This window comes from Pseudomonas sp. DY-1 (assembly GCF_003626975.1).
In the GTDB taxonomy this organism is placed as follows: domain Bacteria; phylum Pseudomonadota; class Gammaproteobacteria; order Pseudomonadales; family Pseudomonadaceae; genus Metapseudomonas.
The window spans coordinates 5,689,144-5,701,663 of sequence record NZ_CP032616.1 but is presented as its reverse complement, the minus strand read 5'-3'; the positions used below and the strand labels follow the sequence as shown (position 1 = coordinate 5,701,663).

11 protein-coding genes are annotated in these 12,520 nt (G+C 64.2%); 5 read left to right on the top strand and 6 right to left on the bottom strand.

The features are described 5' to 3' along the window. Window positions 1–176: 176 nt before the first annotated feature. From D6Z43_RS26890 to D6Z43_RS26875, 4 genes are read right to left on the bottom strand one after another with little or no spacing between them, the layout of a single operon-like run. Window positions 177–1,235: a ferredoxin--NADP reductase gene (locus tag D6Z43_RS26890; RefSeq protein WP_120655016.1), complete on the bottom strand. Its 1,059-nt coding sequence runs from the start codon at window positions 1,233–1,235 to the stop codon at window positions 177–179. 13 nt (window positions 1,236–1,248) lie between these two features. Continuing rightward, entirely contained in the window at window positions 1,249–2,007 is a 759-nt protein-coding gene (locus tag D6Z43_RS26885; RefSeq protein WP_120655015.1) for a glucose 1-dehydrogenase, read from the bottom strand. Continuing rightward, window positions 2,004–3,680 carry an FAD-binding protein gene (locus D6Z43_RS26880; RefSeq protein WP_120655014.1) on the bottom strand — a complete coding sequence of 559 codons (1,677 nt, stop codon included), beginning with the start codon at window positions 3,678–3,680 and terminating at the stop codon, window positions 2,004–2,006. The genes D6Z43_RS26885 and D6Z43_RS26880 overlap by 4 nt, the downstream gene beginning before the upstream one ends. 9 nt (window positions 3,681–3,689) lie before the next feature. Further along, window positions 3,690–4,196, bottom strand: a complete 507-nt coding sequence (locus D6Z43_RS26875; protein ID WP_120655013.1) for a flavin reductase family protein — start codon at window positions 4,194–4,196, stop codon at window positions 3,690–3,692. 267 nt (window positions 4,197–4,463) lie between these two features. Between D6Z43_RS26875 and D6Z43_RS26870 the strand changes: the two genes are divergently transcribed. Continuing rightward, a complete protein-coding gene (locus D6Z43_RS26870; RefSeq protein WP_120655012.1) occupies window positions 4,464–5,648 on the top strand; it encodes a flavin-dependent monooxygenase in 1,185 nt (394 codons plus the stop codon). Window positions 5,649–5,865: 217 nt separating this feature from the next. Next, window positions 5,866–6,993: an LLM class flavin-dependent oxidoreductase gene (locus D6Z43_RS26865; protein WP_120655011.1), complete on the top strand. Its 1,128-nt coding sequence runs from the start codon at window positions 5,866–5,868 to the stop codon at window positions 6,991–6,993. Window positions 6,994–7,175: 182 nt separating this feature from the next. Here D6Z43_RS26865 and fusA read toward each other — a convergent pair whose 3' ends face one another. Then, window positions 7,176–9,278, bottom strand: a complete 2,103-nt coding sequence (fusA, locus tag D6Z43_RS26860) for an elongation factor G (protein WP_120655010.1) — start codon at window positions 9,276–9,278, stop codon at window positions 7,176–7,178. A gap of 271 nt (window positions 9,279–9,549) precedes the next feature. Between fusA and D6Z43_RS26855 the strand changes: the two genes are divergently transcribed. Then, complete coding sequence (locus D6Z43_RS26855) at window positions 9,550–10,269, top strand: EthD domain-containing protein (RefSeq protein WP_120655009.1); 720 nt, start codon at window positions 9,550–9,552, stop codon at window positions 10,267–10,269. Window positions 10,270–10,320: 51 nt separating this feature from the next. On the opposite strand, the gene D6Z43_RS26850 is transcribed toward D6Z43_RS26855, so the two are convergent. Then, complete coding sequence (locus tag D6Z43_RS26850; RefSeq protein WP_120655008.1) at window positions 10,321–10,608, bottom strand: GYD domain-containing protein; 288 nt, start codon at window positions 10,606–10,608, stop codon at window positions 10,321–10,323. Between the two features lie 317 nt (window positions 10,609–10,925). On the opposite strand from D6Z43_RS26850, the gene D6Z43_RS26845 reads away from it, so the two are divergent. Both D6Z43_RS26845 and D6Z43_RS26840 read left to right on the top strand, forming a co-directional pair. Beyond that, window positions 10,926–11,579 (top strand): peroxiredoxin, encoded by a 654-nt coding sequence (locus tag D6Z43_RS26845; protein ID WP_120655007.1) that lies wholly within the window; start codon window positions 10,926–10,928, stop codon window positions 11,577–11,579. Window positions 11,580–11,633: 54 nt separating this feature from the next. Then, the gene (locus tag D6Z43_RS26840) at window positions 11,634–12,392 is read left to right on the top strand and encodes a Mut7-C RNAse domain-containing protein (protein WP_120655006.1); all 759 of its coding nucleotides are present in this window, start codon (window positions 11,634–11,636) and stop codon (window positions 12,390–12,392) included. The last annotated feature ends 128 nt before the right edge of the window (window positions 12,393–12,520 follow it).

The following is a 12,520-nucleotide window of genomic DNA, read 5'->3' as shown; positions in this document are numbered from 1 at the left end:
GCACCGCACCTGCAGGAGCGAGCTTGCTCGGGAACCTCCTGGATCCGGTCTTTCGCGAGCAAGCTCGCTCCTACACTCAGCCCGTGCCGTACAAATAAAAAACCCGGCCGAAGCCGGGTGTAAAGGCACAGACATACACGCTCAATACCACCACTTAGGGCGGTAGCCCCCGGCTGTCACCCCGGAAACTTCAGTTTCAGCCGCGCGCTGCCCGGACGGCCCTGGCACGCCAGGGTCCAGCCTTCGGCGAGTTCCGCAGGACTGAGAATATCGTTGCGCGAGAGCACAACATCGCCCTCTTCGACCTTGCACATGCAGGCGCCACAGAAGCCTTCCTCGCAGGAGTAAGGCGCATCGAGACCTGCATTGCGCATGCTCTGCAGCAGGGTCTCGCCAGATTGCACGGGCACTTCGCTGAGCTGGCCGTCGAGCTCCACCAGCAGCTGCTCCGCTTCGACGCCAACTGCAGCCGGCACTGCTACCTGCGCATCTGGATCGGGCGGCGAGACGAAACGCTCCACATGGATGCGCTCGCGCGCCTCGCCCAGCCCCAGAAGCGCGTTCTCCACGGTATCCATGAAGGGGCCGGGGCCACAGATGTAGAACTCCGCACCGGAATGACCACGCACCAGCTGGCGTACCTCGCCCTGGCTCAGGAATCCCTGCACCGAGTCCAGCACGTGAACCACTTCCAGCTGCTCCACATGGGCCTTGGCCAGCGCCTTGAGCTCATCGCGGAATATCACCGATGCCTCGTCGCGATTGGCGTACACCAGCTTGATGCGGCGACCGCTGGTCTTCAGCGCCGACTTGAGGATGGAGAACACCGGCGTGATCCCCGATCCTCCGCCAAACAGCACCAGGTCATGCGTACCGGGACGCAGATGGAAATGCCCCGCGGGCGGCAGCACCTCCAGCAGGTCGCCGGGGCGCACCTGGTCGTTGAACCAGTTGGACACCCGGCCACCGTCGACTCGCTTGATCGTGACCTTGGGCAAGGTGTCGCAATCCGGCGAGCTGGACATGGAATAGCAGCGCGTCAGCCGTTTGCCACCGAGCACCACGCGAAAGCCCAGATACTGTCCCGCCTTGTAGTGGAAGCGCGTTTCCAGGCCGGCGGGAATCCGCAGCACCAGCGAACGGCTGTCGTGGGTCTCGCTGATCACCTCGGCCACTTCCAGCTGGAAGGCGCCGGACTGCTGCGGCTCGATCACAAGTGGCTGCACGCTGCCCATCGCTATCTCCGGATCAAAGCAGGCCGCTGACGGTCTGCGCGTTGTCGATGCGCATCTCGCTGCCATTGATGAAGCGCGATTCATCGGCCGCGAGGAAGAGCACCAGGTTGGCGATATCACGCGGTGCGCACATCCGGTTCTTCGGATTCTGGTCCAGCACGTCCTGGGGAATCGCCTGGCCACCGGACAGGGCCTGTGTCATGGGGGTGTTGATGCCGTCCGGGTGCACGCTGTTGCAGCGGATGCGGTAGCCCTGCTCCTTGCAGTGCAGTGCTACGGAGCGGGTCAGCGCTGCCACTGCACCCTTGGAAGCGGAGTAGGCGCAGAAGGCCGGCATGCCGCCCAGGGCCGCGACCGAGGACATGTTGACGATGGAACCGCCGCCACTGTCCTTCATTGCCGAAATGGCGTACTTGCAGCCGAGGAAGTAGCCGTCGCTGTTGATGCGCTGGACCTTCTGCCAGAGCTCCAGGCTGGTGTCCTCGACACTGGCCATGGCGAGGATCGCGGCGTTGTTCACCAGTACGTCGAGGCGGCCGAACTGCTCCAGGGTCAGCTTGATGACGTTCTGCCAGTCGGCTTCGCTGGCGATGTCCTGGCGAACGAACAGCGCATTGGCGCCGATCTCGGCGGCCACCTGGCGGCCGGCTTCTTCATTGAGGTCGGTGAGCACCACCTTCGCTCCTTCGCTGGCCAGCAGCAGCGCGTCTTCGCGCCCTACCCCGCTGGCGGCGCCAGTGACGATGCAGACCTTGCCTTCGACTCGTTTCATTGTTGTTCTCCTTGGGAAGCCAGAGCGGCACGAACCAGGCCCGCCACATGCGCACCGACCCGTCGTCCGGAGTGGACGCAGTCGGCCAGGGACAGGCCGGACACATAGAAATTGGATGCGACACCCACCGCATTGCGGCCGGCGCTGAACAGGCCGGGGACGGGATAGCCGTCATTCCCCAGCACCTGGCCACTGCGTTCGCACACGGTGAGGCCGCCGAGGGTGATCACCGGACAGGGGAAGAGCTTGCTGTCGAAAGAGAGGTCCAGGGCGTACCAGGGTCCTTCGTCCAGCGGGGCCAGGAACGCCCTCGACTTACCCAGTTCGTCTTCGCGATCCCCCCTCGCTGCGGCGTTGTACGCGGCGACGGTGCGTTCGAGGTTCGCCGGCGGCAGCCCGCTGCGCTCCGCCAGTTCGGCGAGGCTACGGCCACGACGGGCGTTGCACAGCATGTTGAGCACCGCCGGCAAGCGCTGGAAGGCCCAGACCTTGCCCGGTCCGACCTGGGCGTAGGCTTCTTTGATCAGCGCCCGGTTGAGAATGAGGATGGCGCGACCGCCCTGCTCCTCCACCATGGCATGCCCGAGCCTGGCACCGTAGACCTCTTCGTTGCAGTAGCGGCGGCCTTCGGCATTGACGATCAGGCCACGGGCCCAGGCCAGCGGCGGGTTGATGAAGCGCCAGGCGCTGGCCCGCTCCATGCGCGCGGTGCGCCCGCCGGCACTCTGGCCGAGACGGATGCCGCTGCCATCGCAACCACTGGTCCCCAGCGGCAGGCCGTCGAGGTAGCGCGGCGCGTGTACCGTGAGCATCGCGCGGTTGAATACGAAACCACCGGCACTGAGTAGCACACCTTGCCGGGCGCGGATCAGTCGGCGCTCGGCATGAGCCAGCTCCAGCGCACGCAATTTGCGTCGCAGGCGATCGGCAAGCGCTGGAGCATAAGGATGAATGGCATCGGTCCAGCGACTGAGGCGTGCATGCTTTTTCGCGGCGCCACTGTCCAGCGGCAGGCCCCAGGCTTCGACGCCGAGCACGGCACCGGAGTCGTCCACCACCAACCGCCGGACCTCGCATTGGCGTTGCACGCGCACACCCAGGCGCTGCGCGCTGGCCGCCAGCGGACGGAACAGATTGATACCGGACATCCCCGAGCCCAGGGCGCGGTGACCTCGAGGTGCCGGACGCGCCTTGGCGGCGTAGCTCGGCACCGCCTCGTTGCCGGAGTAGTAGAGGAAATACTGGTCGCTGGGGTAGGAGGTTTTCAGCGGTGGCACGCTACCCTGGAAGGCAGCGCCATGGCGCTCCAGCCAGGCCAGGTTGACGCGGCTGTCGTTACAAAACCCCCGCAGCGTATCGGCGGACACAGCGTCGCCCACTTCCTGGCGCAGGTAGTCGTACATGGCTTCGGGAGAGTCCTCCACGCCCGCCTCGGCCTGCTGCGGTGTACCGCCTCCGGCGTAGACCACGCCACCACTACGCGCTGTGGCGCCACCGCCGGCGAAGCGCTCCAGGGCCAGGACTGCAACGCCCTGGCTGGCCGCCTCGATGGCGGCACAGACGCCGGCGCCACCGAAGCCGACCACCAGCAGGTCGGCGCTGTCATTCCAGGCCAGCTGCGTGGCGTCACGCACCCGCAGCGGCGCTTCAGGACTCTGCTCCATGGCGGTCATGGGCAGTCCTCAGTTCGCTACAGCCAGGGACGATGCCGTGGTGGTGTAGGCGCCGTTGAGATAGACCAGCGGACTGATTTCAGCGCTGTTGTGAATCTCCACGATGCGACCGATGAAGATGGTGTGGGTGCCGTAGCTGAACTTGCCGTCCTGCCGGCAGAGGATGGCGGACTGGGCATCGCCCAGGTAGGGAATGCCGCCTACACTGCTGCGCCAGTCGCCCTGCTGGAAGCGCGCCTCGCCCTTCACCGGGCCGCTGCACAGGTGGGACAGCTCCTCCTGCTCCAGGCCGAGGATGTTCACGCAGAAGTCCGCACCGGCATCCAGCACGTTGTGCAGGGAGGCGGTCTTGTTCACGCAGATGAGCAGCGACGGCGGCTCGGTTGAAAGCGAATCCACCGCCGTGGCGGACATGGCGAACCGCTCCTGCCCGTTGCTGGTGGTGATGATGGTCACGGACTTGGCCAGACGACGCATCGCCTGGAGCATCTCGCCTTTCAGATCGGCCTGGCTCATCGCACTGCCCTCTTGTTGTTCTCAAGTGGAGCCGATTCTTCGCCAGGGCCGGGCGGGCAACATCGTCCGAGGGGACTAGGCAAAGCGAGGGCCCGCCAGGCGAACTCCCTGTAGGGGCAAATTGATTCGCCCCTACAGAAGAGCAGTCCGTGCAATCAGGCAGCTCCGAGCTCGTGCATATGGTCCGTTTGAGGGATGCCCGCCCACTTGCCCGTTGTTTGAATGCCCGGCGATAGGTGGAAAAGCCTTCAACAGGAGAACAACAACATGCTCGACCACGACCTGATCCGCCAACGCCTGAAACAACGTGCCCGAGAGCTGGTGCCGGTGCTGCGCGAACGCGCGCCACTGGCCGCGAAGAGCGGCCAGCTCCCCGAGGAGACCATCCGTGACTTCCAGGAAGCGGGCTTCTTCCGCATCCTCCAGCCCGCACGCTGGGAGGGCTACGAACTGGAGCCGCGTGATTTCTTCGAGGTGCAGATGACCCTCGCCGAAGGCTGCATGTCGTCCGCCTGGGTTCTGGGGGTGGTGGCCATCCACAACTGGCAGCTGGCGCTGTTCGACGACCGTGCCGCGCAGGATGTCTGGGGCCAGGATTCGAGCGTACTGATCTCCTCCTCGTACATGCCGGTGGGCAAGGTCACCCGCATCGACGGCGGCTTCCGCCTTAGCGGCCGCTGGGGCTTCTCTTCGGGCAGCAAGCACTGCCAGTGGGCTTTCCTCGGCGCCATGGTGCCGCCGGAAAAGGAAGGCGACGGACCGGACTACCGCACCTTCCTGGTCCCGCGCCAGGACTACAACATCGTCGACAACTGGGACGTGATGGGCCTGGAAGCCACCGGCTCGCATGACGTACTGGTGGAGGACGTGTTCGTACCCGAGCACCGCACCCACCGTTCCATCGATGGCTTCCTGCAAAACAGCCCAGGCAACGCGGTGAACACCGACCCGCTGTTCCGCCTGCCCTTCGGGCAGATCTTCGTGCGTGCGGTGTCCTCTTCCACCATCGGCGCGCTGCAAGGGGCCATCGACCTGTTCATCGAGGCCAACAAGGGCCGCGTCGGGGTGAACGACGGGCGCAAGATCATCCAGGACCCAGGCGCGCAGACCGCGCTGGCCAATGCCATGGTCACGGTGGATGAGTGCCGCACAGTGCTGTTGCGCAACTTCGACCTGATGATGCAGCGCGCCAGGGCGGGCGAGGCGCTGACCATGGCCGAGCGGGTGAAGATGCGCTACGACTCGGCGATAGTCCCGGACAAATGCGCCCAGGCGGTGGAAGCCCTGATGTACAACAGCGGCGCGTCCACCATCTTCCGCCAGCACGGCATCAACCGCGCCTTCCGCGATATCCATACCGGGCGCGCCCACGTGGCCAACTGCCCGGGCAAGTACGCCCTCAACCTGGGCGGCGTGGGGATGGGGCTCGATAGCACCGACTTCTTCCTCTGAAATCGCGATCCGCCAGCAAGCCGGCTCCTACGTAGGCGCCAGCTTGCTGGCGAACCCGCCTCGCCACGACGCCCGCCCCGCGCGGGCGTCGTGCTTTGCGGGGCACCAAGATGACTAGTCCCTTTGGGGGATTCAGGCCGTTTTTCGATCCCACACCATGCGCTCAAGACCCGGCATCTGCGGGTTGACCGAACGAAGAACAAGAAGGGCCAAGCGCATGAAATTCTCCCTGATCTACGAGGCACAGACGATCGATTCCACCCGCGAAGGCGACCGTCGCATCTTCGACGAAACCGTCGAGCAGGCAGTGCTCGCCGACAAACTCGGTTTCGACACTTTCTGGTGCGTGGAACACACCGCGCTGACCAACTACTCCCACATGTCGGCGCCGGAAACCATGCTCGCCTTCGTCGCCGGCAAGACCGAGCGCATTGGTATCGGCCATGGCGTGGTCTGCCTGCCGCCGGCCATGAACCACCCGGTAAAGGTGGCCGAGCGCATCGCCACCCTCGACCTGCTGTCCAAGGGCCGTGTGCACTTCGGCGTGGGCAAGGGCGGTACCCAGCAGGAGGCCGGCACCTTTGGCTACGATCTGGCGACCCTGCAGCCGCAGATCGACGAGGCCATGTACCTGATCCCGAAGATGTTCGTGCAGGACGAGATCGAACATAACGGCGACTTCGTGAAGATCCCGAAACGCCCGATCCATCCCAAGCCCTACCAGGACCCGCACCCGCCGATGTACCTGGCCTGCACCAACACCGAGTCGCTGAAGAACGCCGGCGGCCGTGGCATGGGCGCCCTGGTGCTGGGCTTCGGCGGCCCCGAGGAGATCGCCAAGAAAGTGGCCGTGTACCACGAAGCCTGGGACAACCGCGACGAGAAGAACCAGGTGGGATTCCGCCCCAACCGCCACATCGCCGCCCTGTGCCCGGCCATCGTCCTGGACGACAACGAGAAGGCTCGCCACATCGGCATCCGTGGCCAGCGTTACTTCATGGAATCCCTGGCCTACTGGTACGCCGGCGGCGAGCGCCCGGACCCGGAGAAATGGAAGGAAGACACCTTCGTCGACGGCAACGGCCAGGCGGTGATCAAGTCGCGCTTCGCCTCCGAGGAAGTCACCGTGGACTTCTCCGACCCGACCATGGCGATGATGAACCCCAACCATGCCTACGGCACCGTGAAGGACTGCATCGGCTACGTGCAGCGCCTGATCGACGCCGGCGCCGACGAAATCCTCTTCATCTGCCAGATGGGCACCGTGCCGCAGTGGGCGCAGATCGAGACGCTGAAGAACATCGGCGAACACGTGATTCCCTACTTCCGCAAACAGAAGGACTGACCTGAGCAGCGGAGTGAGGAATGAAAAACGGGCCTTCCGGCCCGTTTTTCTTTTGTCTGGCAATGAACCCTGTGGGAGCGAATTCATTCGCGAAAGCGGGCCGAAGGCTCGCCCAGTGGACTCAGGGGCCGCGTCGCGGCCATTCGCGAATGAATTCGCTCCTACAAGGTACAGCCGCCCCATCAACCCGATTTCTTCACGATCGCCTCGGCAATGCTCGCCGGCACCTCGGCATAGCGGGCGAACTCCATGGAGAAACTGGCCCGGCCCTGGGACATGGAACGCACATCGGTGGCGTAACCGAACATCTCGCCCAAGGGCACTTCGGCGCGGATGATCTTGCCGGAGACGCCGTCGTCCATGCCATGGATCAGGCCGCGGCGGCGGTTGAGGTCGCCCATGATGTCACCCATGTAATCCTCCGGCGTCACCACTTCCAGCTTCATCACAGGTTCCAGCAACACTGCGCCGCCTTTCTGAGAGAGCTGCTTGGTGGCCATGGAGGCAGCGATCTTGAACGCCATCTCGCTGGAGTCCACGTCGTGGTAGGAACCGTCGAACACAGCGGCCTTCAGGCCGATCAGCGGATAGCCGGCGAGCACGCCGTTCTTCATCTGCTCCTCGATGCCTTTCTGGATGGCCGGGACGAACTCGCGGGGAACGACGCCACCTACCACCTCGTTGATGAAGACCAGCCCCTCCTGCCCTTCGTCCGCTGGCGCGAAGCGAATCCAGCAGTGGCCGTACTGGCCGCGACCGCCGGACTGGCGAACGAACTTGCCTTCGATCTCGCAGGTCTTGCGGATCGTCTCGCGGTACGCCACCTGGGGCTTGCCGGTATTGGCCTCGACGTTGAACTCGCGCTTCATGCGGTCGACGATGATGTCCAGGTGCAACTCGCCCATGCCGGAGATGATGGTCTGTCCGGTTTCTTCGTCTGTCTTGACCCGGAACGAGGGGTCTTCCTGGGCCAGCCTGCCGAGGGCGATGCCCATCTTTTCCTGGTCAGCCTTGGTCTTGGGTTCCACGGCGATGGAAATCACCGGCTCGGGGAAGTCCATGCGCTCGAGGATGATCGGTTTGTTCAAGTCGCAGAGGGTGTCGCCGGTGGTGACGTCCTTCATGCCGATCAACGCGGCGATGTCACCGGCGCGGACTTCCTTGATCTCGGCGCGGTGGTTGGCGTGCATCTGTACCATGCGGCCAACGCGCTCCTTCTTGCCCTTCACCGAATTGAGCACGGCATCCCCCGAGCTCAGCACGCCGGAATAGACGCGAACGAAGGTCAGGGTGCCGACGAAGGGGTCGGTGGCGATCTTGAAGGCGAGGGACGAGAAGGGCTCGGTGTCATCGGCATGACGTTCGTCTTCCTTCTCCGGGTCGTCCGGATGGGTGCCGCGGATCGAGGGGATCTCGGTGGGCGCCGGCAACAACTCGACCACGGCATCCAGCACCAGGGGCACCCCCTTGTTCTTGAAGGACGAACCGCACACCGCCGGGACCACGTCGCATGACAGGGTGCGGATGCGCAGGCCGGTCTTGATTTCCTCTTCGGAAAGTTCGCCCCCGTCGAGGTACTTGGTCATCAGTTCCTCATTGGCCTCGGCCGCCGCTTCCAGCATCACGTTGCGCCAGTGTTCGGCCGTCTCCCGCAACTCGGCGGGAATCTCCTCCTCGCGGAAGCTGGCACCCTGGTCGGCGTCGTTCCAGTAGATGGCCTTCATACGGATCAGGTCGATCTGCCCGTTGAAGTTCTCTTCCTGGCCGATGGGCAGCTGGATCGGCACAGGGGTGTGGCCGAGGCGCTTCTTGATCTGCTCCACCACGCGCAGGAAGTCGGCGCCGGCGCGGTCCATCTTGTTCACGTAGGCAATGCGCGGCACGTGGTATTTGTCGGCCTGGCGCCAGACCGTTTCGGATTGCGGCTCCACGCCATCGGCGCCGCTGAACACCACCACCGCACCATCCAGCACGCGCAGTGAGCGCTCCACTTCGATGGTGAAGTCGACGTGGCCGGGGGTGTCGATGATGTTGATGCGGAACTTGTCGAGCTGTTTGCGCGAGCCGCTCCAGAACGCCGTGGTGGCCGCCGAGGTGATGGTGATGCCGCGCTCCTGCTCCTGGACCATCCAGTCCATGGTCGCGGCGCCATCGTGCACCTCGCCCATCTTGTGGTTGACCCCGGTGTAATAGAGAACCCGTTCGGTGGTGGTGGTCTTGCCGGCATCCACGTGGGCCACTATGCCGATGTTGCGGTAATGGCTGATGGGGGTTGTACGGGCCATGGCTATCACCTCCGTGCGGGTTATGGGTTATGGCAGGGCCGCACGCACTCCGGCGGTGCCACCGGCACCGGGTTCGAGTACAAGGGTTGTGGGCGAATGGCCTTGCAAGGGAATGGCACAGCCCCCAAGGCCGCACGTCCCCTCCACTAACGCTAGCACCGCCTCGACCATGCCACCGGCCACTCATCCGCTAGTCCGGGCGGACGATGCAGGGCCCCGTGCCCAGGCCGCATGGTCTGGACACATTCACAAAAACGCGAAGGACCTTGCCGTGGAAAAGATCATCTACACCTTGTGGCGTACCCCGCAGGACAGCGTCGAAAGCTTCTCCCAGAAATTGCGCGGCGTGGTCGCCGAGCAGCTGTTCACGCTGGGGGCCCGGGGCCTGCAGGTGAATCTGGCCGATGCCGACGTCGCCCCTGCAGCCGGCCTGCGGCAGGAGAACAACCGGCCGTTGCCGGACGCCACGTTGTCGCTCTGGGCCGACAGTGCCAACAACGAGGTCCGCCGCCCGTTCGATGACGTCCTCAACGCGGTCTCCAGCCGACTCGCGGCCTACCTGGTGTGCGAGTCAGTGGCGATTCGCAACACCCGCTTCCCGGCCCACCCTGGCCAGCGCACCCACGGTTTTTCGCAAGTCGCTTTCCTCTGCTGTCCGCCGCGCCTTACGCGCGATGCCTGGCTGGATATCTGGCGTAATCACCACACGCGCGTGGCCATCGACACCCAGGACAACTTCCTCTACGTGCAGAACCTGGTGGTGCGCGCCCTGACCCACGGGGCCGCGCCAGTGGACGCAATAGTCGAGGAAGCCTTCCCGCCGGCCGCCATGACCGACCCCATGGCGTTCTTCGATGCAGCGGGCGATGAAGGAAAATTCCAGAAAAACCTGGCGGCGATGATGGACAGCTGCAACCGTTTCATCGACTTCGACAAGCTCGACGTGCTGCCCACCAGCCAGTACCTGCTCAAGGCAGCTTCCGCGCTTTGAGCCCAAGGGGAGCGGCCACCGGTGCTGCTCCCCATTCGTGGGCAGGACGTGCTACAGGCCGCTGAGCAGGCGCCGGAACTCTTGCTCGGAGTAACCGCGTAATGTCTGTGTCCTGACATTGCCCAACTGACCCGTCTTAAGCAGCAGGGTGGTCGCCGCTTCCTCGTCCCCCTCGACTATCAGCACCAGGTCATAGCTGCCTACCGTCCAGTAGACGGTCTTGACCGAAAGGCCAAGCTGCTCGGCCAGCCCTTTGAAGGCGACGAACCGATCCGGGGAATCCTTGACGCTGCGAATACCTTGATCGGTGAAGCTCGCCAGCGTGATGAACGTAGCCATGCTTTCGCTCCTGTTGGATTGCAGGGCGACGGTCAGGATTGCGGAGATCAGTGCACCGGAAGAAGGCCGCCACTCTTCCCGCCATGCATGCCCATTCGGCGCAATGCGCCACGGGCCCTGTCGACAGCGAGTTTCCGACGACCTCCACAAGGTAGGAATAGCACCCCCGGGCCGGGGTGCATGACCACTGATCCACTGCCCGCCGGGCAGGCTCGGGAGGCCGACCTATACTTTCACACCCGGCAAGCCCGTGGGCCTGCCGCGATAGCCGCCAAGCGTTGGCGGCCCCTTCCAGCCGGACAGAAAGGAGGACCTACATGGCAATCCGCATTGGTGACGAAGCGCCCGACTTCACCGTGGACAGCACAGAAGGCACTATCAATTTCCACCAGTGGATCGGTGACCAGTGGGCCATCCTGTTCTCCCACCCGAAGGACTTCACGCCGGTCTGCACCACCGAGCTGGGCTACATGGCCAAGCTCAAGCCCGAATTCGACAAGCGCAATACCAAGGTGATCGGCCTGTCCGTGGACCCGGTCAGCGACCACCGCAAGTGGGTCGGTGATATCGAGGAAACCCAGGGCCACGCGGTCAACTACCCAATGATCGGCGACGAGAACCTGGTGGTGGCCAAGCTCTACGACATGATCCACCCAAATGCCAGCGCTGGCCCGCGCACAGCGGTGGACAACGCCACGGTGCGTTCGGTGTTCATCATCGGCCCGGACAAGAAGGTCAAGGCGATGCTGATCTACCCGATGAGCGCCGGCCGGAACTTCGACGAAGTGCTGCGCCTGCTGGATTCGCTGCAACTCAACGCCAAGCACACGGTGGCGACGCCGGTGAACTGGCGCCCCGGTGAAGACGTGATCATCCCCACCTCGGTCTCCGACGAAGACGCGAAGAAGAAGTACCCGGACGGCTACAAGACACTGAAACCGTACCTGCGCGTAGTCGCCCAGCCGAAATGACCGGTCGCGCGCCCTCCCACGGAGGGCGCGCCACGGGCTGCCATACTCTCCTGCATGGTCAGGGCAACGTTTCGATTCTACGAAGAGCTCAATGACTTCCTGCCCGCCGAGCGGCGCCGGCAGGCCTTCACCTGTGCCTGCGCGCGGGCGGCCACGGTCAAGCACATGATCGAGGCGCTGGGCGTGCCGCACACCGAGGTGGAACTGGTCCTGCTCAATGGCGAGTCGGTCGGATTCGAACGAGTGATACTCGATGGCGACCGGGTGGCGGTCTATCCCAAGTTCGAGGCGCTGGACATCAGCCCCCTGCTCAAGGTCCGCTCGCGCCCATTGCGGGTGCTGCGCTTCGTCGCCGATGCCCATCTGGGCGGGCTCGCCAGCCTGCTTCGCATGTGCGGCTTCGATACCCTCTACGACAACGGCTTCGAGGACGGCCAGATCGCCGAGATATCCGCCCATGAAGGGCGCATCGTGCTCACCCGCGACCGCGAGCTGCTCAAGCGCCGCATCATCACCCACGGCTGCTACGTACATGCGCTGAAACCCTCGTTGCAATTGCGCGAGCTGTTCGAGCGGCTGGACCTGGCCCGCAGCGCCAATCCCTTCAGCCTCTGCCTGCACTGCAACCATCCGCTCCAGGAAATCGCCCCGGAAATGGCCCGCCCTCGCCTGCCGCCAAGGGTTGGCGCCCTCTATTCGCGCTTTCTAAGTTGCAATGCCTGCGACCGTCTGTACTGGGAAGGTTCCCATTGGCGCAGCATGTGCACCCTGCTCGCGCCCTTGCTGACTGTGGATAAGTCCAGCGAAGACTGATCGACGCATACCCACAAAAACGGTGGATGAAACTGTGGATAAGCTGTCGGGAGATGGCCAGGCGCCAGATCTGGCGGGGGCCCCTTGGGTTGGGTCAATTTCTGAGCTATTACAAGCGGTTAGACCAT

Excerpts from the sequence above, each read along its gene's own strand:
- D6Z43_RS26875 (WP_120655013.1), bottom strand. The coding sequence starts at position 4,196 with ATGAGCCAGGCCGATCTGAAAGGCGAGATGCTCCAGGCGATGCGTCGT.
- D6Z43_RS26885 (WP_120655015.1), bottom strand. The coding sequence starts at position 2,007 with ATGAAACGAGTCGAAGGCAAGGTCTGCATCGTCACTGGCGCCGCCAGC.
- fusA (WP_120655010.1), bottom strand. The coding sequence starts at position 9,278 with ATGGCCCGTACAACCCCCATCAGCCATTACCGCAACATCGGCATAGTG.
- D6Z43_RS26880 (WP_120655014.1), bottom strand. The coding sequence starts at position 3,680 with ATGACCGCCATGGAGCAGAGTCCTGAAGCGCCGCTGCGGGTGCGTGAC.
- D6Z43_RS26840 (WP_120655006.1), top strand. The coding sequence starts at position 11,634 with ATGGTCAGGGCAACGTTTCGATTCTACGAAGAGCTCAATGACTTCCTG.
- D6Z43_RS26865 (WP_120655011.1), top strand. The coding sequence starts at position 5,866 with ATGAAATTCTCCCTGATCTACGAGGCACAGACGATCGATTCCACCCGC.
- D6Z43_RS26850 (WP_120655008.1), bottom strand. The coding sequence starts at position 10,608 with ATGGCTACGTTCATCACGCTGGCGAGCTTCACCGATCAAGGTATTCGC.
- D6Z43_RS26870 (WP_120655012.1), top strand. The coding sequence starts at position 4,464 with ATGCTCGACCACGACCTGATCCGCCAACGCCTGAAACAACGTGCCCGA.
- D6Z43_RS26890 (WP_120655016.1), bottom strand. The coding sequence starts at position 1,235 with ATGGGCAGCGTGCAGCCACTTGTGATCGAGCCGCAGCAGTCCGGCGCC.
- D6Z43_RS26845 (WP_120655007.1), top strand. The coding sequence starts at position 10,926 with ATGGCAATCCGCATTGGTGACGAAGCGCCCGACTTCACCGTGGACAGC.